The sequence below is a fragment of the Bacillus cereus group sp. Bce019 genome, from assembly GCF_051781745.1.
GTDB lineage: Bacteria > Bacillota > Bacilli > Bacillales > Bacillaceae_G > Bacillus_A > Bacillus_A cereus.
The window spans coordinates 121400-142878 of sequence record NZ_JBPWJX010000001.1 but is presented as its reverse complement, the minus strand read 5'-3'; the positions used below and the strand labels follow the sequence as shown (position 1 = coordinate 142878).

Here is a 21479-nt window from a genome sequence, read left to right as displayed (position 1 = left end):
ATGTAATTTTTTATGTTATAATATATAAGTAGAACTTCGTAAAGAGGGTAAAAAAATGAATACAAAAATGATAAAAAAAGTAATTGAAGCATTAAAAGTATATGGCTTTCAGAATGTATCATTCTGTGACAAAACGAAGCAATTTTTATTTCATAACGAAACAGATATTATGAGCGGCTATGCAGAAATAACATATAGTAGTCAATTTGAAAAATTCAACGTACAAATTCATCCAATTGAAACGCATCACCAAGCAGAGTTACAAGAGATTGAAAGACATATACAAGCTTGTATAAGAAAAGTGGAATATTTAAACGCACTTCTTACCGGGCAGACAAAACTAGATGATAAAATTATTATTATGTAAAAAAAGAACGTGATCCAATCACGTTCTTTTTTCATTATACGTTCATCTTTTCCTTTAGTTGTAATCCTGTAACAGATTCTAATACATCCATCGATTCTCCAAATGTCATATCAAAAATTGTCTTGTCCTCTATGTATGGAAACTGTCTGAAACGCTTTTCTAACACCTTCACAGCATCTGATGTAAAGTTTGCACTATCAATGCCAAATTCTGTTTCAAGAAGAACGATCCAATCTAACACATGAAAACCTAATCCATTGACGAATGAAATCAATTTTTCTTCTGGGTTTGAAGATAAGAATACTTGGCGTTCCATCTCACTAAAAAGTTCTTCTCCTAAGATTTCAGCTAACTCATCATCATGTTCACGTTCAACAAGTTCTTCGTAGCCGTAATCATCCACAAGCTCTTCTACTTCTTCACTATCCTGACAAAGCAATTGACTAAGAAGTGCCTCTTTCTTAAATTCACTATTTTGTACGACTTCTAAAAAGCTCGTTTCCCATCCATTTTCTAATTTCATATTATGTACTCCTTTTATACGTTTCTTATCATCACTGTACCCAAAAGATCACTTTTATAACCTTTTAGGTAGTTACTATTATTTCATATGATTCATAACATAAGATGCAAACTCAGCTACATCTCCTTCAAAAATATTTATTTCTGGCAAGTGATAGAACGTTGTTTGGAGCGGGCTTCCTGCATGATATACATATATCGTTTTCTCTAGTGCAATCGCCATTCCAAACTCTGTATGGCTCCCGTTTCCGCCATCTAATATAAGTAAAAATACATCCGCTTCTTTTACAGCATTTTGTTCTGCCTGACCAATTTCTCTTAATTGTTCTTCATTTGCTGCTTTTTCGTTTTTGGTCCAATCATATGTATGGTGCCATCCTGCATGTTTCAGTTCATTTGCTACGGAACGTACAAGATGTTTATTTTGGAAACCTGAGGCGATATAAAAATTCATTTATATACACTCCTTCATTATGTATGGGGAAACTCCTTTTTAGCGTTATTTGTTATAGCTACAATAAAGAACAACTTCAAAAAAAATCCCCATCTTTAAAACTTATTTGCGTTTAAATGATGGGATGCTTCATGGTCTTCTTTTATTTTTTGTTTTTTATAACTTTCATCAGCTAACATTTCTAGTTCAGCTGTTATCTCTGACTTTTCAAGCTCTCTTTCTTGCGAAAATTTCCTTGAAATATAAACAATAACACTACCAACGTACAACACAAAGCATATAATAAGTGCAGTATTTTCATAGAGACTTAGCTCCAACACAGTCACTCCTAATCCATTCGTATTTTCACGCCTCATTAATTGGAATTTCCCTATTAACCCATTTGTTATCCCGCTATTTGAGGGCAGTAAGACTCCCTCCTCAAAATTCAGTAACAGTAAAGAAGTTAGATGTGGGATGCACCCAACTGATTAAAGTTTCACTTTATTGTAACATAAAAATATCAATTCTTGGAATCTTTCACCCTACTAAAAGAGGCATGATTATTTCATCATGCCTCTGAAATATTTTGAATGATTGTTTTAATTGCTTCTTTTCCATTATATTTTTTTAGTGCTGTTTTATACTTCTCATTATTTTGATTTAATTCTTCGACATACTTTATAAGAGATTTTACATTTACATCTTCTTCATATAATACGGAGGCATATCCTTGTCTTTCAAAGGACTCTGCATTTAATATTTGATCTCCACGGCTTGCAAATTTCGATAATGGAATTAAAACCATCGGCTTTTGTAATGTTAAAAATTCAAAAATTGCGTTGGAGCCCGCGCGTGAAATAACAAAATCTGTTACCGCTAATATATCTGGCAGTTCTCCATGTACATATTCAAATTGTCTATATCCTTCTTTATTTTGTAAACTTTCATCAAGGTTACCTTTTCCGCAAAGGTGAACAATTTGATACTTTTTAAGAAGTTCTGGTAATGCTTCTCGAGCCGTATCATTAATTTTTTTCGCGCCCAAGCTGCCTCCCATAATCGTAATAACTGGCTTTTTACGTGAAAAACCTAAAAACGCTAAACCTTTTTCACGATTTCCCTTCAGCACTTCTTCACGTACAGGAGACCCCGTATATATTACTTTTTCTTTCGGTAAATGTTTCGCTGCTTCTTCAAATGTAACAAATATTTTCGAAGCAAAACGAAGCGCAATTTTATTTGCTAGTCCTGGCGTCATATCAGATTCATGTAATAAAACTGGTACTCTATTTAGCCATCCGCCAATTACGACTGGTACAGATACGAAACCGCCTTTTGAAAAAATCACATCTGGTTTTAGTTTTCGAATTCTTACATACGCATCCATAACACCCTTCATTACAAGAAAAGGATCTTTTATATTTTTTAAATCAAAATAACGACGTAGCTTTCCACTCGAAATACCATAGTAGGGAATGCCTTCCTTTTCTATAATCGTTTTCTCAATACCTTGGTGAGAACCAATATAAGAGATATCCCAGTTGTCTTCCTGTAAATATGGGATAATGGCTAAATTAGGTGTTACATGTCCTGCCGAACCGCCACCTGTAAAGACTATTTTCTTCATACGTCTCCCCCTTCTAGACTATAATACACTAAAATATCTTGCCTCAGGGTGAGAAAATACCATAGCCGTTACGGACGCTTCTGGCTCCATCATGAATCCTTCTGTTAATGAAATACCTATTTCCTCTGGATGAATTAAGCGAAATAGCTTTTCTTGATCTGCAAGTTCTGGACACGCCGGATAACCAAATGACACTCGTATTCCTCTATATTTCGTACGGAAACGTTCTTCCATCGTCAGTTCAGGTGAGTCCGGAATGCCCCAGCGGTCACGAATGAGCATATGTGTTTTTTCAGCAAGTCCTTCCGCTAATTCAAGCGCTAACGATTGAATGGCATGACTACGTAGGTAATCACCTTTCGCCTTCCATTCTTCAGCAATATCCCGAACTCCTTCCCCAACCGTAACAGATAAGAAAGCAACATAGTCCATCTCATCTCCTATTGGGCGCAAATAATCACCTAAAGTACGATAGGGAGCCTTTCCTTGTCTAGGGAATGTGAAACGCTCTATAACACGCGTATGATCTTCTGGATCATATATTACAATGTTTTGTCCGTCGCTTTGCGCTGGGAAAAATTGATACACTGCTTTCGGCTTTAACCAAGATTGTCCTTCCTGCAATAATTCATCTATTAAATCATTTAATTCATGTGCTCTCTTATCTCCCTCTTTCAAAAGCTTCTTCACATTTCCTTTTAATCCAAGGTGATGCCCAAGTAGCATTTGTCTATTCAGAAATGGTGCGAGATGAAGGGCTGGAACATCTCGTAATACAATTCGTTTTGTTGAATCAGGCACCATAACCTCTGATTTTGGTAATGGCTCAATTACTGCTGGAATTTCTACTTTCTTTTCCTCTTTTTTTACGATATGAAGATGACGTTCTTTTTTATCCTGCTTCATCTTCTCACGCTCTTCTTCTTTTTGAAGCTTATTAATAATATCGAGCCCCGTCATCGCATCACTCGCATAACAAACGAGTCCTTTATATGATGGTGAAATCCGATTATCTGTAAACTTTCTCGTTAACGCTGCACCACCTACAACAATGGGCACATCAATATTTGCCGCTTTTAAATCTTCAGCAGTCGTTACCATTTGTTGAGCTGATTTTACTAATAAACCTGAAAGGCCTATAATGTCCGGCTTCTTTTCTTGTACTTCTTGAACAATTCGATCCGAACGTACATTAATTCCTAAATTAATAATCTCATATCCGTTATTCGCTAAAATAATTTCAACGAGATTTTTCCCAATATCATGCACATCACCTTTTACAGTTGCTAACAATACTTTCCCTTTTTTCGCACTATCACTAGATTCCATATGTGGCTCTAAATAGCTTACAGCGGCTTTCATACTTTCGGCACTTTGCAATACTTCAGCAACAATAAGTTCATTATTATTAAATAGTCGTCCTACCTCGTCCATCCCTGTCATAAGCGGACCGTTAATAATATCAAGAGGTTTTCTTCCTTCTTCAAGTGCAAGACTTAAATCCTCGTGTAATCCTTGTTTCGTACCTTCTACAATATAATTTGCTAGTCTTTCATCAAGCGTTAACGTTTCTTGTACAACGACATCTTTCTTTTTAGCAACTCGGTAAAAGTTTGTAAATTCTTCTAACGTCCCTTTCGTCGTTTCAAACAGTAATGCATCTGCAAGGCGTTTTTCTTCCTCTGGAATCGACGCATAGCGTTCTAATTTTTCCGTATTCACAATCGCGTAATCTAATCCTGCTTTCGTAGCATGATATAAAAAGACTGAATTTAATACTTCACGTCCAGCCGGTGGTAAACCAAATGATATGTTACTTACACCTAAAATCGTTAAACACTCTGGTAACGCTTCTTTAATAAGGCGAATTCCTTCTATAGTCGCTGCCGCTGAGCCAATATATTCTTCATCACCTGTCCCTACTGGAAACACAAGTGCATCAAAAATAATATCTGACGGGCGTATCCCATACTTCTTTGTAAGTAATTCATAGCTTCTTTTCGCAATTTCTATCTTTCGTTCCGCACTAACCGCCATACCGTCTTCATCAATTGTTCCTACAACTATAGCGGCACCATACTTCTGAAGAAGCGGTGTCACTTTTTTAAATCGTTCTTCTCCATCTTCTAAATTAATTGAATTAATAACAGCTTTTCCTTGAATATAAGTAAGAGCTCGCTCCATCACATTTTCATCTGTTGAATCAATCATAATCGGTACTTTTAAAACTTTCGTAACTTCCGCTAAGAAGTTTTCCATATCTTCTATTTCATCGCGATCAGGATCTGCCATACAAATGTCAATAATATGAGCATTTTTCTTCACTTGCGCTCTTGCCACTTCAGCAGCCTCTTCAAATTTCCCTTCTGCTACTAAGCGTTTAAATTTACGTGACCCAATAACATTCGTTCTTTCACCTACAAATAACGGTCTCATAGACTCATCATATTGCAGTGCTTCTAATCCACTAATTCCATGTCCTTCTCTCTCATGATGGTCACGAGGCCTAAGAGATGCTAGCGCGGATTTCATTGCTTTTATATGTTCTGGTGTCGTGCCACAACAACCACCAATAATATTAACCCATCCTTCTTCAGCAAATCGCTTCACCTTTTCAGCAAGAGAAGATGGAGATTCATGGTAATGTCCATCTTCATCAGGAAGACCTGCATTTGGATAACAAGAAATGTAACACTCCGATAAATCAGATAGTGAACGAATATGGTCCCTCATAAACTCCGGACCAGTCGCACAGTTTAACCCAACAGATAATGGTTTCATATGTTCTACTGATAAATAAAAAGCTTCAATTGTTTGCCCAGCCAGAGTCGTTCCCATTGGCTCAATCGTTCCTGAAATCATAATAGGAACCGTCTTTTTCAGTTCTTCAAAAGCGGCTTGAATTCCAATATAAGCTGCTTTCACGTTACGCATATCTTGACTCGTCTCAACGAGTAATACATCAACTGCTCCTTTTAATAATCCTCGTGCCTGCCTTGCATAAGCCTCAATCAATTCTTCAAAAGTCACACCACCTGTAACACTAATTGCTTTCGTTGTTGGTCCCATCGCTCCCGCAACATATACTTCCTTCCCGCTTTCTTTAACAGCTTGCTTCGCCAAAAGTGCTGCCTTTTCATTTAGTTCTTCATCTAAATGAGACAGATCATAATCACTTAGTACAATATTCGTTGCCCCAAATGTATTTGTTTCAATAATATCCGCTCCAGCTTTAATATAAGCTTTATGAATCTTTAAAATAACGTCTGGTCTTGTTTCCACTAAATATTCATTACAGCCCTCGTACTCTTCTCCTCCGAAATCTTCAGCAGTTAAATCCTCTTGCTGAATCATTGTCCCCATTGCACCATCTAATATTAAAATGCTATTTTTTAATTTTTCTTCTATACACTTCATCAATTAATACCTTCTTTCACTTCTTGCTTTTCTCTTACATATTTAACAAGATGTTCTGTAATTTCATACTTTAAAAATGGTGTAATAAGATAAATACCATTAAAATATTTCATCGCTGCGTCGACCAATTCTTGTGAAATGCGGATCCCTTCCTCAATTGCTGCCTCTTTCGTTTCATGTCCATCCATTCTCTCTCTTATTTCTTCAGGAAGAGTAATACCCGGCACCTCAAAATGAAGAAAATCTGCATTCCGCTTACTTACTAACGGCATAATTCCAATAAAAATAGGTTGTTCCAAATGCTTTGTCGCTTCATACACTTCTTCAATTAACTTGATATCGTAAATTGGCTGAGTTAAAAAATACTCCGCTCCAGCATCTATTTTTCGTTCCATTCGCTTAACCGCTGCTTTTAAGTGCCTCACGTGAGGATTAAATGCGCCGCCTACAGAAAACCTTGTCGCCGGTCCAATTGATTTCCCTAAAATTGAACGTCCATCGTTCATTTCTTTAATCATTTTAATAAGCTCAATAGAGGATAAATCATATACAGAAGTGGCACCGGGAAAATCACCAACGCGCGCTGGATCACCAGTTAAAGCTAACACTTCTTCCATCCCTAACGCCGATAAACCTAACAAATGAGATTGTAGTCCAATGACGTTATGATCTCTACACGTTAAATGCGTCAATACTGGGATATCATGCTTCGTTAATAACGCACCCATCGCCATATTAGAAACACGAGGCGATGCTAATGAATTATCTGCTAGAGTAATAGCATCTGCTCCCGCTCTTTTTAACGCTCTTGCTCCTTCAAAAAAACGCTGTGTATCTAACGTTTTCGGTGGATCTAATTCCACTACAACTGTCGTTTGTTTTTTCGCTTTCTCTGCTAGAGTGACGTGAGCCTTCGAACGTTTCTCATGCGTATGAACGACTTTCGGCCTTTGAATCGTGTCTTTTTCTATTACAGGGGTAATATTCGCAACAGCGCGCTTCATACTTTGAATATGTTCTGGAGTCGTACCACAACAACCACCCAATAACCGAATACCTTGCTCAATAAATCTCGGTGTCATCGCTTCAAAATAAGCTGGGCTTCCCTCATATACGTAACGTCCATCCACATAATTCGGGAGGCCTGCATTTGGGTATGCTGATAAATAGCCATTTTGAGGAATCGATATCATTTTGAAAGCTTCCGTCATATGAAGCGGCCCTAGTTGACAATTCAATCCAACAACATTTGCACCGTAATCTATAAGTTGCTTTAATATTTCATTGACATCATTTCCATTTTGAGTCGTACCTGCTTCATGTAACGCTAATTGCGCAACAATTGGAATATTCGTTTGCTTACGCAATACTTTAACGGCATGAAGTAATTCAAATTCATCGTAAAAAGTTTCTAATAGTAATCCATCAACCTGTTCTTCTAGTAAAGCCCCTGCCTGTTCAAGTAACATAAACTCTCTTTCCATATCAGTCGTTGTAACAGCTCCGATATGTTTCATACCACCAATTGTTCCTAAAATTGCATTTTTATCTGTCACAGATGCTTTCGCCAGTTTTACTGCCGCTCTATTAATTTCTGTAACTTGATTTTCTAAACCATACATACGTAATTTCGCCTCATTTGCTCCATACGTATTCGTTTGAATTACATCTGCTCCAGCAGCTACATATTGTTTATGAATCGATATAATTAAGTCTGGATCAGATACATTCAATTCTTCAAAGCTACTTTGCAAACCATGTGAATGCAATAACGTCCCAACCGCACCATCACCTATTACAATTCCTTTTGATAATAAATCTAGTAATTTCACGACTCTCCCTCATTTCTATCAATATAAAAACCCCCTCTTCACTTTGAAGAGGGGGACATAATCGTTCCTCCTCTTATTATGCAAAACATTCGTTTTGCAGGTATTAGCACCGTTTCAAACATTTCGTTTGAAGGTTGCCGGGTTTCACAGGGCCTTTCCCTCCACCGCTCTCAATAAGAGTTGTCTTTATTATTTTATTTATGTAGCTAAAAGGAAATGCGTTCCCCTTTTAACAATGTTTGTTAATTTTTTAATAAATTTAGCATGCACAAAAGTAAAAGTCAATGACACTTGCGGAAAAATAAAAATTATTTAAAATAAAGTTGCAATTCAGTTATATTTTATTGTAAAGTTAAAAACATAATAAAAATTTCATACGAACATTCTTATCTAGAGAGGTAGAGGGACTGGCCCTGTGACGCCTCAGCAACCATTAACATTTTGTTAATAAGGTGCTAATTCCAGCAAATTGTGAAAGATTTGACAGATGAGAAGAAGACTCTATTCAAACCGAAAGCCTTCTTCTTAGAAGGCTTTTTTATTTTATATTCACTTAATGTTTCAATTTAAAAAGGAGGAATTTTCACATGTCAACAATCGAAACAAAACTAGCACAAATCGGAAATCGCAGTGAAACTACAACCGGAACGGTTAATCCACCAGTTTATTTCTCAACCGCTTATCGTCACGAAGGAATTGGTAAATCTACTGGCTTTGACTATTCACGAACTGGCAATCCAACTCGCGGTCTTTTAGAACAGGCGATCGCAGACTTAGAATATGGCGAACAAGGTTATGCCTGTAGTTCAGGGATGGCGGCTGTTCTCCTCGTCCTTTCTCTATTCCGCTCTGGAGACGAACTTATTGTATCTGAAGATTTATACGGGGGAACGTATCGATTATTTTCTGAGCATGAAAAAAAGTGGAATATTCGATGTAGATACGTAAATACACAGTCTATTAAACAAATTGAGCAAGCTATCACAACTGAAACGAAGGCTATTTTCATAGAAACTCCAACTAATCCATTAATGCAAGTTACTGATATTGCTGCTGTCGCAACTGTAGCGAAAAGGAACGGACTACTCCTTATTGTAGACAACACTTTCTACACACCTTATATACAGCAACCATTAACAGAAGGTGCTGACATTGTACTTCATAGCGCAACGAAATATTTAGGGGGACATAACGATGTACTAAGCGGGCTTGTCGTTGCAAAAGGAAAGGAACTTTGCGAGGAAATCGCTCATTATCATAATGCATCAGGTGCAGTTTTAAGCCCATTTGACTCATGGTTATTAATTCGCGGTATGAAAACGTTAGCGCTTCGCATGAGGCAACATGAAGAAAATGCGAAAGCAGTTGTTGCGTATTTAAATGATGAAGACGGGGTGACAGATGTATTTTATCCAGGAAGAGGCGGCATGATCTCATTCCGCCTTAAAGATGAAGCTTGGATTAATCCATTCTTACAATCTTTATCCTTAATTACATTTGCCGAAAGTCTTGGTGGTGTAGAAAGTTTAATGACTTATCCAGCAACGCAAACACATGCTGATATTCCTGAAGAAATTAGAACAGCAAACGGCGTATGCAATCGTCTTCTTCGATTCTCAGTTGGCATTGAAAATAGTAACGATTTAATTCAAGACTTAAAGCAAGCAATTAAACTCGTAAAAGAAGGTGTAAGAATATGAGCTATTCTATAGATACACTCTTACTACACAACCAATATAAACACGACTCGCAAACAGGCGCTGTGAACGTTCCTATTTATAACACATCAACTTTTCACCAGTTTGATGTAGATACGTTCGGAAAATATGACTATAGCAGGTCAGGAAATCCAACTCGTGAAGCTCTTGAAGATATCATTGCTTTATTAGAAGGCGGAACAAAAGGATTCGCCTTTGCATCAGGCATTGCAGCGATTTCCACTGCATTCCTCCTTCTTTCACAAGGTGATCACGTACTCATTTCAGAAGATGTGTACGGAGGCACTTACCGAGTGATAACTGAGGTACTCTCCCGTTACGGTGTTTCACATACATTTGTTGATATGACCAATTTAGAAGAAATAAAACAAAACATTAAACCAAATACAAAGCTCTTTTATGTAGAAACACCTTCTAACCCACTTTTAAAAGTGACAGATATTCGCGAGGTTTCTAAACTCGCAAAATCTATTGGGGCTCTTACTTTTGTTGATAATACATTTTTGACACCACTATTCCAAAAACCACTTGAACTTGGAGCTGATGTCGTTCTTCATAGTGCTACAAAATTTATTGCTGGTCATAGTGATGTTACTGCCGGATTAGCAGTAGTAAAAGATTCAGAACTCGCTCAAAAGCTTGGATTTTTACAAAATGCATTCGGTGCTATTTTAGGACCTCAAGATTGTTCTCTCGTACTTCGCGGTCTAAAAACATTGCATGTACGCTTCGAACATTCAGCTAAAAATGCCAATAAAATCGCACATTATTTACAAGAACACTCTAAAGTAAAAAATGTCTATTATCCGGGATTACAAACTCATCTCGGATTTGATATTCAACAATCTCAAGCAACATCAGCTGGAGCGGTCTTATCGTTTACTTTGCAGTCAGAAGATGCACTCCGCAAATTTTTATCAAAAGTAAAATTGCCTGTTTTTGCAGTTAGTTTAGGAGCTGTAGAGTCAATTCTTTCTTATCCAGCAAAAATGTCACATGCAGCACTGTCGCAAGAAGCTCGTGATAAAAGAGGAATCTCTAATTCATTACTTCGGTTATCAGTCGGTCTTGAAAATGTTAACGATTTAATATCCGATTTTGAAAATGCCCTTTCTTATGTAGAAGAACCTGTAAATGCATAGAGAAAAAGAAGATATGAGATTAGGTTTTCATATCTTCTTTTTATGCGGTTTAGCTATATTCATTTGAATTTCTTCTTTTCTTGTAGTCCATAAAAAATAAAAGTATATCATCTATTTCTAAATAATGGATTAATTGATATATTAAGAAATAAAAAGGGGTGAAAATAATGGATACTTGTGCAGATATTTTAATCGTTATCGATTTACAAAATGGCGTATGTTATAGCGAGGAGCATTTATTTGATTTACATAACTTACTAAAAAAAGTAAATAAAAGAATTTCTTCATATAGAAAATTAAATAAACCAATCCTTTTTGTTCAACATTGTGATGATGATTTAGTACCCGAGAAAGAACTTTGGGCTATTCATACCGATCTAGATGTTCAAGAACAAGATTTTTTTGTAAGAAAAACACATGCAAATTCATTTTATAAAACAAACTTAAAAGAAATTTTAAATCAATTATCTGTAAATCGCATTGAATTTTGTGGCGCCCAAACAGAGTACTGTATGGATGCAACGATTAAGTTTGCCCACGGACTAGGATACGAAAACTTTATGGGACAGAAAACAACCTCTACGTTGAATAATCCTTTTATGTCCGCAAAAGAGACAATTGATTTTTATGAGAACATATGGAATCACAGATTTTTAACGTTGCTAAAAGATGAATTTTAGAATAAATGACTAATGACTTGATCATCCTAAGATTTATCAGCCGTAATCAAATATTTCATTATCACCATAAAGAAGCGAATGACATTCAGCTTCTTTTCTTTTAACCTGTTTTATATTCTATATATATCATTATAATTCCTTTGTCATATTATTTTAAAAATTTCGTATATTCATTTGAAAGAATAAGAAAATCATGATAAAATTGTGTTACAAATATATCTATATCTTTCAATTTTTAAAACGCATCGAAATTTTCACCCAAAAATGTCATTTTACAAAAACATGCTAATTTACCTATTTTATTTACATCCGGGTCTCTTTTCTTACAATTTCTTTACTTTAGGACTTTTTTTCTGCAACAACTATTTTCTTTTCTTTAAATTTTTGGTATGTATAGTATGGTATAATAGCTCACACGGAGGTGGAAAAGAACATGTTAGAAACCTTTCAAAAAGAATTAGAACTATATGAAAGTAATGCAGAATTATTAAAAGTGCTAGCTCATCCTGTTCGTTTATGTATCGTAAAAGGATTAATCGAGCGCGGTCCAAGCAACGTTTCTACAATGTATACTGGCTTAAACATGCCACAATCAACAATTTCACAGCATTTAGCAAAATTAAAAAGCGCTAAAATCGTTTCTAGTGAAAGAAAAGGATTGGAAATTTATTACAAAGTAGAGAATGAAACAATCATTCAACTCGTTCGTGTATTATTAGGTTAGGGACTAATAATCGCAGAAAAAGAACGTATTCTATATTTTTTATCTCATATCTTTAATATAAATATATATCATGAGAGGAAATATATAATACTACATAAGTCGTATTAAAAAACAAGACACAGTATATACTGTGTCTTGTTTTTTATATTGTTACATACCGATCCAAATGTAAATGTTGCATATCTTTTGTATGTATAACAACATCAAACGAACTCCCTACTCCTCCATTTAAAATCATAGAACGAACTGCTCGATTTTGTTTTTGCGTTTCAGAAAAAGGATTCGTATCTTGATGGCTCGTAAGCTGTTCTAATATCCCTGCAGCTAACAAGAACTCAGATTGTTTCTTATGCCATACTGCACTCATTCCTTGCATACTAAACATCTCCTTTAGCTCGTCCCAATGAACATGAGTAGTAAGATCCATTTCACCTGGATGCGCTAGTGGGTTACGCATTAGCTTATGCTGATAATATCCTCGCAAACTTCCTTCGCGGTGTGCTGGATGCATCCATTCTTCTTTTGTGTATCCGTAATCAACTGTAATACATATACCTTTTTGAAACCATTTCGAAATTTCTTTTATATACTCCTCCATAACAATTGGTACTTCAAAACGTTGCCCTTCAGCAATATGAATATTATATTTCAATAAATAGCGACCAATTCTTTTATTTAACGGCCTACATACTTCTGAAAGGTTTCCTTCCTCTGTATATGTAATACGTACTTCATACAATATACCATTTCTTTTCTCAATTACTTCAACAGGAAATGCATCAAACAACTCATTCGAAAAAAGAATTCCCTCGAAAGAATCTCCCATTTCACTATAGGAGGTATAGTACGATACATTAGAAAATGAGCCAAGTTTCTCCTGCTGTAATTTCCTATGAAAAGGGCTCACTTCAATCATTGAATAGTTTAAATTAATAAAGGTGTTTGGAGATAATTGCTTCCATTCTTGTAAAACATCATAGGCAAACTTCCCTGTTCCCCCACCAACCTCACAAATATTCGAAGCAACTTCACCATTTTCAACAAGACGAATAAAAAGTTTAGCAAAAGTTTTTGCAAAAACAGAGGATACATTGCTACTTGTAAAAAAATCCCCTTGTCTTCCAATCTTTTCACGTTCTTTCATATAATATCCATGACCCTCCGTATACAATACAAGGTTCATATACGTACTATATGAAATTGAATAATCCTTTTCTTTCCCCATCCATTCTCTTAAAATGAGCTCCATTCCCATAATGACTCCTTATTGTAAAAACGGATTATTTTCTTTTTCAAAGCCAATGCTTGTTTCTGGACCATGTCCACATAATACCGCTGTTTCATCTGGTAATACAAATAATTTCTCTTCAATACTTCCAATTAATTCAGCAAAACTTCCACCAGGCAAATCTGTTCTTCCAATGCTCATTTGGAACAATACATCTCCTGAGAATACAGCATTCGCTTCTTTACTATAATAAGAAATACTTCCTGGAGAATGTCCTGGTGTCTCAAAAATTTCAAAATTAAATGATCCAATTGTTAATGTACCTTCTGCATCAATAATATGATCCGCTGGTTTTGCTGTAATACTGCGGTTCATCATAAAAATTTGAGAGCCGTTTACAGTTGCATCTCCTAACCAATCTGCTTCTTCTTTATGTACGTACACAGGAATATGAAAAGCGTCTCTTACGGCATCAACAGCACCGATATGATCAAAGTGAGCATGTGTTAATAAAACAGCCAATGGTTTTAATTGTTCTTCTTGTAAATATGTAACGAGCTTTTCACCTTCATGACCAGGGTCAAAGATAATGCACTCTTTTTGATCGTTCATTAAAATATAAGCATTTGTTTGTAATGGGCCTAACGGCATTTGTATCCATTTCATATGAAAATCTCCTCCAGTTGTTAAACTTACTTTTAATGATACAACATTTCTTTCTCTGAGGAAAAGAAAGGATGCTATCTCGACAATCATTTTTAAAACATGTACAATATAAAAGAGTAAATATTCCAAAAACTCATAATAAGAAATGGGTAGACAGAGGAGGATATTGTATGGGCCTTGTTATTATTTTTACACTTGTCACTCTGTTAGCTGTATTTGCTACGCTTAGAACACTTCGTGAAAAAAACTTTTTCGCGAGCGGCTTTGCAATTGCAACTGTACTCGTTTTCGGATGGTTTACGATCATGACTGTTCTATATAACGGGTATCCACCAGCAGCTTAATTCGTTTACACTTTATTCTTCATCGAGATTTTACACAAAAAGAGGAAGGGTTCCCCCTTCCTCTTTTCATATTTCACAACTTATATCATCTTCGCTTCGTATTTGTGCTTTTTTACAAGCCAAGCTCCTCCGATAACACCTGCATCATTACCAAGTGTTGCAATAGCTAACTTCGTGCTCTTTACAGCACGTGAGAAAGCGTATTGCTCGAAATAGCGTTGAATTGGTTCTAATAGCGCATCTCCAGCTTTAGACACGCCTCCACCAATAACAATTTTCTCTGGGTTCAATGTACTAGAAAGGTTCGCTACAGCTAATCCTAAATAAGAAGCTACTTTTTCTACTACTTCACCTGCTAATTCATCACCTTGTCCAAGTGCTTCAAAGACATCTTTTGATGTAATACGTCCTTCTTCAGCTAACATAGAACGCAACATGCTCTCTTTATTAGTCTCTTGTATTTTTTGCATAGCAACACGTACAATACCTGTCGCAGATGCTACTGTTTCTAAGCAACCAGACTTCCCGCAATTACATGGGAAAGCATTTTCTGTAACGACTGTAATATGTCCAATCTCACCAGCAGCACCACTCACGCCGTGTACAATCTCACCATTGGCGATTACACCACCACCAACGCCCGTACCAAGTGTCATACAGATTAAATCTTTTGCACCTTCACCAGCACCTTTCCACATTTCACCAAGCGCTGCTAAGTTTGCATCATTATCAATAACAACAGGTAATCCTGTTTCTACTTCTAATAAATCTTTTAGCGGATAGTTTTTCCATCCTAAATTAACCGCTTCATAAATCATTCCAGACGCCACATGTACAGGACCAGGAGCTCCCATACCAATACCAATTAATTTGCTCTTCAATTCGCCTAATTCTTCTAGCTTTTTATCAATTGCTTTCGCAACATCAAGTGTAATATGTTTTCCTTGCTCACCTGTATTCGTAGGGATTTCCCACTTATGTAAAATTTCACCGTATACATTAATAAATGCTAATTTAATCGTTGTACCACCAAGGTCAACACCAACTAACCATTTCTCTTCCATGTTGCTTACCTACCTTTATCTAATTCTTATTTAGCTCTTTTTGAATTTCTTGCTTCAATAAAAATAAAGCTGTTTGATAGTCTTGTGGATCGATTAGCTGTGATTGATTTAATTCACGCAATTCATCTTGCATTAATTGTAAATCTGCAATTCGATCTCCCGTATAAATAATCGTACCAAATTTCTTTAGCAATTGCTGAATATCATAAATAGATACCATTTCATCACCCTCTATGCTCACTTACTATAAAAAATTATAATAAGAAAACGTTCACATATTTTATTATAATCAAGAAGAAAAAGTCTCGTCAATTTTTATTTGTCTATACAAGCTTATTTATAAGCAGTGTTCCTTTTTCTGTAATAATTTTTTCTATGTTTTTATCAAATGGCTCTACTGGAATGTGTTTTACCATTTGAAAATCATACGCTAATGACAGCGTTTTCCCTTTATAATGCACGAGATAACGATCATAATAGCCACCGCCGTACCCAATTCGCTCTCCTCGTTCTGTATAAGCTACGCCTGGGACAATTTGAAGATCAATTTCATCCATATTCACTTCTTCCGTAAGCCCGGGAATCGGTTCACGTAAATTCATATACACCGTTTCTAATTGATCAAAATTATTAATTTGCCGGAAGGACATCGTTCTAGTTCCTTTATTACACTTAGGAACTACAACTTTCTTTCCTTCTTCCCAAGCTTTTTCGATAATAGGATATGTATTCACTTCATTTTCCATTGAAAGAGTAATTCCAATTGTTTTAGCTTCAACCCACTCTTTTTGCGCATACAACGAAAATGCAATCTGTTCTGATAAAGTTGTATACTGTTCTTCTGATAAAGAATTCATGTGTTCTATTATTTGTTTACGTAAACGTACTTTCTCTGCTTTCACACATTCTCCCCCTTACAGTGACACTTTACTCTATGCTGATAGTGTATCACTTTTAACATAGGAATCGAATAAAAAAAGAAACAGTAGGAAAATATTCCTACTGCTTACTTTGTTTCACGGTGTAACGTAGACTTCTTGTCACGCTTGCAATACTTTTTAAGCTCGATACGCTCAGCGTTGTTACGTTTATTTTTCTTTGAGATATAGTTACGATCTCCGCATTCTGTACATGCTAGAGTAATATTCACACGCATTCTTATTTCCCTCCAGTACTAATAACTTAAATCAGACTATACTATAATACCACTTTTAAAATAAAAATTCTACACCTTTTGATATTGTCTAATTTTTTCTATAAGATTTTTCATATTTTCCCTTGCTATTACTGGGTTTCTAGCATGTGAATACACCAAAAATTTTGGTTGTTTTGTGTCAGAAACGATATAAGACCACTCTTTTTCAGTATATTTGAACTGTACTCCTTCAAATATACCTTCTCCCTTCCTTTCTATATCATCCAATAATTTCCTCATAATTTCCCCTTTTTCATTCCATGAACATACCACTTCATCATAAAGTAAATAGAGCGGAGGTGATTGCTCTACTATGCTGAGAAACGTTTTTCCTTGCAATGCTATTAGCTCGAATAATTTTCCAATCCGATATAAAATATCTCGCTTCCACCTTACTTGAAACGACTTTCTTTCATCCTGCGTATAAAATAGAAGATAACATTCTCCTAACTTCAAAGACATTGGGTAAATATTTCTTGTCGATTCGAGTAAGAAATCTGGAATATCTACCTCTTCCAAATCTGTACCTTGGTAAATATTACTATGTTTATCGTATAACTCGAAATGATTTCCTTGCTCAGAAAACATAAGAGCCATATTCGCTTTACTTGATTTCATCAAAGCTTTCACATGATCTTTTTGTTCGCTTGCATAAATCCATGTAACTGTACAACCAAGTCTTTGCAGAAAGAGCATGAGTAAATGTTGCAACGTATCATTTCTCTTATTAATAAGAAGATGAAACTTCTGCATCTGTATTTTCTCGATATCAATATGCTCCAATATAACTTCTATATACTCATTCATAGAAACATGAACGAGCTTATTACGCCCCATTTCTTTCTCATGCACGTAATAAAACAATTCGGACATATATACTTGTTCTATCTCTTTTTGCTGCTTATACGTTAACGGCATGCCAGCTTGACCGTATAACTTTATAACAATCTCATTCTCATTCTCCACTTGAATGAAAACACCACCTGCACATTGCAACTGGTGAACACTATATTGAAAAAGTGACTCGTTCATTTCTTTACATTCCATCGTATGAATCCCTATACCATGAATAGCATGTAAAAATAAATTTTTATAAGAGGTTGTTTCTATATTTTCTTGACTTCCAATTAATATACTTTCTCCTTTTTTAAAAAGAGAACCATACGCCATCGCAATCTTCACGATAAACTGCGGAGTAATTTCAACATTCCCTCTTCCTACAATGCGGCTTTTTTGTAACCACCCTGCACTCATTTCACTTTCTTGAATACCAGCTGCTCCTACTATCGAATGACTATCAATCGCCTTATAAGGCCATAGTTTTCCTTTTTGCTTAATTACCGTACTTCTTCCGATGTGACAGTGATCCGCTACAACACTTTTTTGAAACAGTGTAACATCATCTTCAACTATTGTACGCTCTCCTATTGTCGTTTCTAATAGTTCACAATACTTCCCAATGTGGGTATTTGCAAAAACAATACTTTTTTGAAGATGAGAATAATTTGAAACGATACTATTTTTCCCAATAATAGAATATGGCTCAATTACAGCTCCTGTACCAATCTTTGCTCCTTCTCCAATAAAAGAGGGGCCATGAATTTTCGTCCCTTTACCAATCGTCACCCCTTCTCCCATCCATACCATCGGTAATACTTCTGTATAAGGAATAGGTACTTGTAACTTTTTCGTTAACAAATCAAATTGTGCTTGTCGATATTGATTAAATGTGCCGATATCTAACCAATAACCTTCTGACAAATATGCGAATAACACATTTTTTTTTGCCAATAACGGAAACACATCATGACTGAAATCAAAAAATTGCCTAGGCGGTATGTAAGAAAAGATTTCTGGCTCCATAATATATATGCCTGTATTCACAACATTAGATACTACCTCATTCCAGCCCGGCTTTTCTATATATCGTGTAACCTCCTGGTCTTTATTCATTACAACCAATCCAAATGAGAGTGGATTTTCTACTTCTTTCACAAACATTGTTACCATTCTTTTCTTTTGTTCATGAAACCTAATTCCTTCTGATAATTGAAAGTCAGTTAATGCATCCCCGCTTATCACAACAAATGTTTCATCTAAAAATTGTTCTGCTTGTTTAATACTCCCTGCTGTACCAAGCGGAGGAGAGTCTTCAAAATAATACAAGTTAACTCCCCATTTACTACCGTCACCAAAATATTGCTTAATGGTCGTACTCATATATTGAACAGTAATTGCAATTTCACGAATACCATGCTGGCGTAATAACTCAATATTATATTCTAAAACTGGTTTTTCTAATAATGGTAACATCGGCTTTGGAGTATTACATGTTAATGGTCTAAGGCGCCTTCCTTTTCCTCCAGCTAAAATAACCCCCTTCATATACTTCAGCCTCCACTTATATAATGTTCAGTAACTCCATATACCATATGTATATTCCCTATCCCACATGAACTAGCAGCATAAACTTGATTAGTTAAACACATCCTCATTTAGAAGACTATATAATTAAATTTCTAACCTATAAAAACGTACATTTCAAACAACAAGAAAGCGCTTACTATAAATTGGTAAATAATACTTATTAACGACAAACATATATACTAATTTTTCCATTACATTATGATACATCTTATCATCATAAACTAAAGGAAACAACGAGCTTTTTTTGTCATGTTTTGACTAAAAAAAGCAGGTGATTTCTCATCACCTGCTTTTTTTCCTACTCATTCAATAAATAATGCTTTCCTTTTACTAAATAAAAGACATTTTCAGCAATATTTGTAATATGATCTGCTACACGCTCAATATATCTCGCGACAAATGATAATTGTGTAATTTGCGTAATTGCTTCTGGTTGTTCCGGAACTGAAGATATAAACTCACGAATTGCTTTTCCATATATTTCATCAACGGAATCATCCATTTCAGCAATTTGTTTCGCAAAAGTTAAATTTTCTTGTTCATATGCTTCTAACGCTAAATGCAACATCTCATTTGCAACCGCAAACATTTCATCTAGGTTGTGCAAACTAACAGCCACTTCTTTTTCCCCAAGACGAATTGTAGCCTTTGCAATATTAACAGCATGATCTGCAATGCGCTCTAAATCTGTCGCTGTTTTAATTGAAATAAAAATCCTTCTTAAGTCACTTGCTACAGGTTGCTGCTTCGTAATGAGCATAAGCGCAAGATCGTTTATTTCCTCTTCTAAATTATCCATGCGGTAATCACCATCAATGACCTCTAACGCTTTCTCTACATCCCTTGTATGCAGACCTTCCATAGCAATCAATAAAGCCGCATTTGCTAATTCTCCAAGCTCAATCACCTTTTGCTGTAACGCTTTTAAATCACCTTGAAACTGTTCTCTTACCATTTTTCTTCCCCCTCAATATTATGTGCCATTATATAAAAGTGAAACTTTAATCAACCCTCATCAATCGGGATTTGATAGGCAGCAAGATCCCCTCCCTAACTTCTTTGCTTTCGCTAAATTTTAAGGTGGGGGTCTTACTGCCCGCAAATAGCGGGGTAAATCTCCTACATAGCCTCTTACGCTTGTAATAAACCTTAAGATAAGGAGAAGTATTACTTCTTTATTAACAGTAAGATAAAATAAGAAATGCCCTCTGTTAAGAGGGCATTTGCTCTTAGCTTTGAAACGATATCAACCAAAGCGACCTGTAATATAATCTTCTGTACGCTTATCTGAAGGAGTCGTAAATAATTTGTTTGTATCTGTATACTCCACAACTTCCCCGCTTAAGAAGAAAGCTGTTTTGTCTGAAATACGCGCTGCTTGTTGCATATTATGCGTTACGATAACAATACTAAAATCTTTCTTTAGCTCTTGAATCAATTCTTCTACTTTTAATGTTGAAATTGGGTCTAATGCCGATGTTGGCTCATCCATTAAAATAACGTCTGGCTCAATAGCTAAGCAGCGTGCGATGCATAGACGCTGTTGCTGTCCACCAGATAAACCGTATGCATTATCGTGCAAACGATCTTTTAACTCATCCCAAATCGCTGCTCCACGTAAACTTTTTTCAACAATTTCATCTAATGTCTTTTTGTCACGAATACCATGGATTTTTGGACCGTATGTTACATTCTCATAAATAGATTTTGGAAATGGATTTGGCTTTTGGAACACCATTCCTACATGCGTTCTTAATTCTTCAACTGGATATGATTTATCAAATATATTGCGTTCTCTATACTCAATTACACCTGTAGTTCGAACGATCGGTACTAACTCTACCATGCGATTTAATGTTTTTAAGTAAGTTGATTTACCACAGCCACTTGGACCGATAATGGCTGTAACTTCATTCTCATGAATACTTAAATTAATATCTTTTAAAGCATGGTCTTCCCCGTACCATAAATTTAAGTTTTTCGTATCAAATACTACCTTCTTTGGCGCAGTCTCGATTTTCTCTTCGTTTTTCACCTGTACATTTACTACTGTTGCTACCATTTGAATTCCCCTTTCATCCACTTCCAAC

21 protein-coding genes and 2 riboswitches are annotated in these 21479 nt (G+C 35.7%); of the genes, 6 read left to right on the top strand and 15 right to left on the bottom strand.

Annotated elements, in window-relative coordinates; genetic code table 11:
* Positions 1-55: 55 nt before the first annotated feature.
* Positions 56-367: a hypothetical protein gene (locus ACS2QP_RS00750; RefSeq protein WP_065222860.1), complete on the top strand. Its 312-nt coding sequence runs from the start codon at positions 56-58 to the stop codon at positions 365-367.
* A gap of 34 nt (positions 368-401) precedes the next feature.
* Here the strand turns inward: ACS2QP_RS00750 and ACS2QP_RS00745 are convergent, their stop codons facing one another.
* The 6 genes from ACS2QP_RS00745 to ACS2QP_RS00720 all read right to left on the bottom strand — a co-directional run bounded on the left by ACS2QP_RS00745 (position 402) and on the right by ACS2QP_RS00720 (position 8201).
* A complete protein-coding gene (locus ACS2QP_RS00745) occupies positions 402-890 on the bottom strand; it encodes a hypothetical protein (RefSeq protein WP_000764267.1) in 489 nt (162 codons plus the stop codon).
* Positions 891-968: 78 nt separating this feature from the next.
* Positions 969-1343, bottom strand: coding sequence for a nucleoside 2-deoxyribosyltransferase (locus ACS2QP_RS00740; protein WP_001012342.1), 375 nt, complete (start codon positions 1341-1343; stop codon positions 969-971).
* 95 nt (positions 1344-1438) lie between these two features.
* Positions 1439-1699, bottom strand: coding sequence for a DUF3966 domain-containing protein (locus tag ACS2QP_RS00735; RefSeq protein ID WP_001250699.1), 261 nt, complete (start codon positions 1697-1699; stop codon positions 1439-1441).
* 194 nt (positions 1700-1893) lie between these two features.
* On the bottom strand, positions 1894-2952 hold the full coding sequence (gene murG / locus ACS2QP_RS00730; RefSeq protein ID WP_119683926.1) for an undecaprenyldiphospho-muramoylpentapeptide beta-N-acetylglucosaminyltransferase: 1059 nt from the start codon (positions 2950-2952) through the stop codon (positions 1894-1896).
* Positions 2953-2970: 18 nt separating this feature from the next.
* The gene (gene metH / locus ACS2QP_RS00725; RefSeq protein WP_438882091.1) at positions 2971-6369 is read right to left on the bottom strand and encodes a methionine synthase; all 3399 of its coding nucleotides are present in this window, start codon (positions 6367-6369) and stop codon (positions 2971-2973) included.
* Positions 6369-8201, bottom strand: a complete 1833-nt coding sequence (locus ACS2QP_RS00720; protein WP_000770352.1) for a bifunctional homocysteine S-methyltransferase/methylenetetrahydrofolate reductase — start codon at positions 8199-8201, stop codon at positions 6369-6371. The genes metH and ACS2QP_RS00720 overlap by 1 nt, the downstream gene beginning before the upstream one ends.
* 70 nt (positions 8202-8271) lie before the next feature.
* A riboswitch (SAM riboswitch) is annotated at positions 8272-8381 on the bottom strand.
* 203 nt (positions 8382-8584) lie between these two features.
* Positions 8585-8695: riboswitch (SAM riboswitch) on the top strand.
* A gap of 93 nt (positions 8696-8788) precedes the next feature.
* Between ACS2QP_RS00720 and metI the strand changes: the two genes are divergently transcribed.
* The 4 genes from metI to ACS2QP_RS00700 all read left to right on the top strand — a co-directional run bounded on the left by metI (position 8789) and on the right by ACS2QP_RS00700 (position 12465).
* Entirely contained in the window at positions 8789-9901 is a 1113-nt protein-coding gene (gene metI, locus ACS2QP_RS00715) for a cystathionine gamma-synthase/O-acetylhomoserine thiolyase (RefSeq protein ID WP_017673550.1), read from the top strand.
* Positions 9898-11061 carry a cystathionine beta-lyase gene (gene metC / locus ACS2QP_RS00710; RefSeq protein ID WP_438882090.1) on the top strand — a complete coding sequence of 388 codons (1164 nt, stop codon included), beginning with the start codon at positions 9898-9900 and terminating at the stop codon, positions 11059-11061. The genes metI and metC overlap by 4 nt, the downstream gene beginning before the upstream one ends.
* A gap of 167 nt (positions 11062-11228) precedes the next feature.
* Entirely contained in the window at positions 11229-11741 is a 513-nt protein-coding gene (locus ACS2QP_RS00705) for a cysteine hydrolase family protein (protein ID WP_438882089.1), read from the top strand.
* Positions 11742-12174: 433 nt separating this feature from the next.
* Entirely contained in the window at positions 12175-12465 is a 291-nt protein-coding gene (locus ACS2QP_RS00700; RefSeq protein WP_000894377.1) for an ArsR/SmtB family transcription factor, read from the top strand.
* Between the two features lie 142 nt (positions 12466-12607).
* Here the strand turns inward: ACS2QP_RS00700 and ACS2QP_RS00695 are convergent, their stop codons facing one another.
* A complete protein-coding gene (locus tag ACS2QP_RS00695; RefSeq protein ID WP_000525150.1) occupies positions 12608-13720 on the bottom strand; it encodes a class I SAM-dependent methyltransferase in 1113 nt (370 codons plus the stop codon).
* Positions 13721-13729: 9 nt separating this feature from the next.
* The gene (locus ACS2QP_RS00690; RefSeq protein WP_000871225.1) at positions 13730-14359 is read right to left on the bottom strand and encodes an MBL fold metallo-hydrolase; all 630 of its coding nucleotides are present in this window, start codon (positions 14357-14359) and stop codon (positions 13730-13732) included.
* 170 nt (positions 14360-14529) lie between these two features.
* Between ACS2QP_RS00690 and ACS2QP_RS00685 the strand changes: the two genes are divergently transcribed.
* Entirely contained in the window at positions 14530-14703 is a 174-nt protein-coding gene (locus ACS2QP_RS00685; protein ID WP_000524852.1) for a DUF2759 domain-containing protein, read from the top strand.
* Between the two features lie 80 nt (positions 14704-14783).
* On the opposite strand, the gene glcK is transcribed toward ACS2QP_RS00685, so the two are convergent.
* From glcK to pstB, 7 genes are all read right to left on the bottom strand, one after another.
* A complete protein-coding gene (glcK, locus tag ACS2QP_RS00680) occupies positions 14784-15767 on the bottom strand; it encodes a glucokinase (RefSeq protein ID WP_000391701.1) in 984 nt (327 codons plus the stop codon).
* A 19-nt stretch (positions 15768-15786) separates the two neighbouring features.
* Positions 15787-15987: a YqgQ family protein gene (locus ACS2QP_RS00675; RefSeq protein ID WP_000253699.1), complete on the bottom strand. Its 201-nt coding sequence runs from the start codon at positions 15985-15987 to the stop codon at positions 15787-15789.
* 103 nt (positions 15988-16090) lie between these two features.
* Entirely contained in the window at positions 16091-16669 is a 579-nt protein-coding gene (locus ACS2QP_RS00670) for a 5-formyltetrahydrofolate cyclo-ligase (protein ID WP_000642750.1), read from the bottom strand.
* 104 nt (positions 16670-16773) lie between these two features.
* Positions 16774-16923, bottom strand: a complete 150-nt coding sequence (gene rpmG, locus ACS2QP_RS00665; RefSeq protein ID WP_001265616.1) for a 50S ribosomal protein L33 — start codon at positions 16921-16923, stop codon at positions 16774-16776.
* 69 nt (positions 16924-16992) lie between these two features.
* Entirely contained in the window at positions 16993-19347 is a 2355-nt protein-coding gene (locus tag ACS2QP_RS00660; RefSeq protein ID WP_438882088.1) for a sugar phosphate nucleotidyltransferase, read from the bottom strand.
* Positions 19348-19687: 340 nt separating this feature from the next.
* The gene (phoU, locus tag ACS2QP_RS00655) at positions 19688-20344 is read right to left on the bottom strand and encodes a phosphate signaling complex protein PhoU (protein WP_000251240.1); all 657 of its coding nucleotides are present in this window, start codon (positions 20342-20344) and stop codon (positions 19688-19690) included.
* A gap of 291 nt (positions 20345-20635) precedes the next feature.
* Positions 20636-21451, bottom strand: coding sequence for a phosphate ABC transporter ATP-binding protein (gene pstB / locus ACS2QP_RS00650; protein WP_000226686.1), 816 nt, complete (start codon positions 21449-21451; stop codon positions 20636-20638).
* Positions 21452-21479: the final 28 nt, after the last annotated feature.

What these genes read in the sequence shown, in the direction of transcription:
- metI (WP_017673550.1), top strand. Translation starts at nt 8,789, where the DNA reads ATGTCAACAATCGAAACAAAACTAGCACAAATCGGAAATCGCAGTGAA.
- ACS2QP_RS00660 (WP_438882088.1), bottom strand. Translation starts at nt 19,347, where the DNA reads ATGAAGGGGGTTATTTTAGCTGGAGGAAAAGGAAGGCGCCTTAGACCA.
- rpmG (WP_001265616.1), bottom strand. Translation starts at nt 16,923, where the DNA reads ATGCGTGTGAATATTACTCTAGCATGTACAGAATGCGGAGATCGTAAC.
- ACS2QP_RS00750 (WP_065222860.1), top strand. Translation starts at nt 56, where the DNA reads ATGAATACAAAAATGATAAAAAAAGTAATTGAAGCATTAAAAGTATAT.
- ACS2QP_RS00705 (WP_438882089.1), top strand. Translation starts at nt 11,229, where the DNA reads ATGGATACTTGTGCAGATATTTTAATCGTTATCGATTTACAAAATGGC.
- metH (WP_438882091.1), bottom strand. Translation starts at nt 6,369, where the DNA reads ATGAAGTGTATAGAAGAAAAATTAAAAAATAGCATTTTAATATTAGAT.
- ACS2QP_RS00735 (WP_001250699.1), bottom strand. Translation starts at nt 1,699, where the DNA reads ATGAGGCGTGAAAATACGAATGGATTAGGAGTGACTGTGTTGGAGCTA.
- ACS2QP_RS00745 (WP_000764267.1), bottom strand. Translation starts at nt 890, where the DNA reads ATGAAATTAGAAAATGGATGGGAAACGAGCTTTTTAGAAGTCGTACAA.
- metC (WP_438882090.1), top strand. Translation starts at nt 9,898, where the DNA reads ATGAGCTATTCTATAGATACACTCTTACTACACAACCAATATAAACAC.
- pstB (WP_000226686.1), bottom strand. Translation starts at nt 21,451, where the DNA reads ATGGTAGCAACAGTAGTAAATGTACAGGTGAAAAACGAAGAGAAAATC.
- glcK (WP_000391701.1), bottom strand. Translation starts at nt 15,767, where the DNA reads ATGGAAGAGAAATGGTTAGTTGGTGTTGACCTTGGTGGTACAACGATT.
- phoU (WP_000251240.1), bottom strand. Translation starts at nt 20,344, where the DNA reads ATGGTAAGAGAACAGTTTCAAGGTGATTTAAAAGCGTTACAGCAAAAG.
- ACS2QP_RS00690 (WP_000871225.1), bottom strand. Translation starts at nt 14,359, where the DNA reads ATGAAATGGATACAAATGCCGTTAGGCCCATTACAAACAAATGCTTAT.
- ACS2QP_RS00700 (WP_000894377.1), top strand. Translation starts at nt 12,175, where the DNA reads ATGTTAGAAACCTTTCAAAAAGAATTAGAACTATATGAAAGTAATGCA.
- murG (WP_119683926.1), bottom strand. Translation starts at nt 2,952, where the DNA reads ATGAAGAAAATAGTCTTTACAGGTGGCGGTTCGGCAGGACATGTAACA.
- ACS2QP_RS00740 (WP_001012342.1), bottom strand. Translation starts at nt 1,343, where the DNA reads ATGAATTTTTATATCGCCTCAGGTTTCCAAAATAAACATCTTGTACGT.
- ACS2QP_RS00685 (WP_000524852.1), top strand. Translation starts at nt 14,530, where the DNA reads ATGGGCCTTGTTATTATTTTTACACTTGTCACTCTGTTAGCTGTATTT.
- ACS2QP_RS00675 (WP_000253699.1), bottom strand. Translation starts at nt 15,987, where the DNA reads ATGGTATCTATTTATGATATTCAGCAATTGCTAAAGAAATTTGGTACG.
- ACS2QP_RS00695 (WP_000525150.1), bottom strand. Translation starts at nt 13,720, where the DNA reads ATGGGAATGGAGCTCATTTTAAGAGAATGGATGGGGAAAGAAAAGGAT.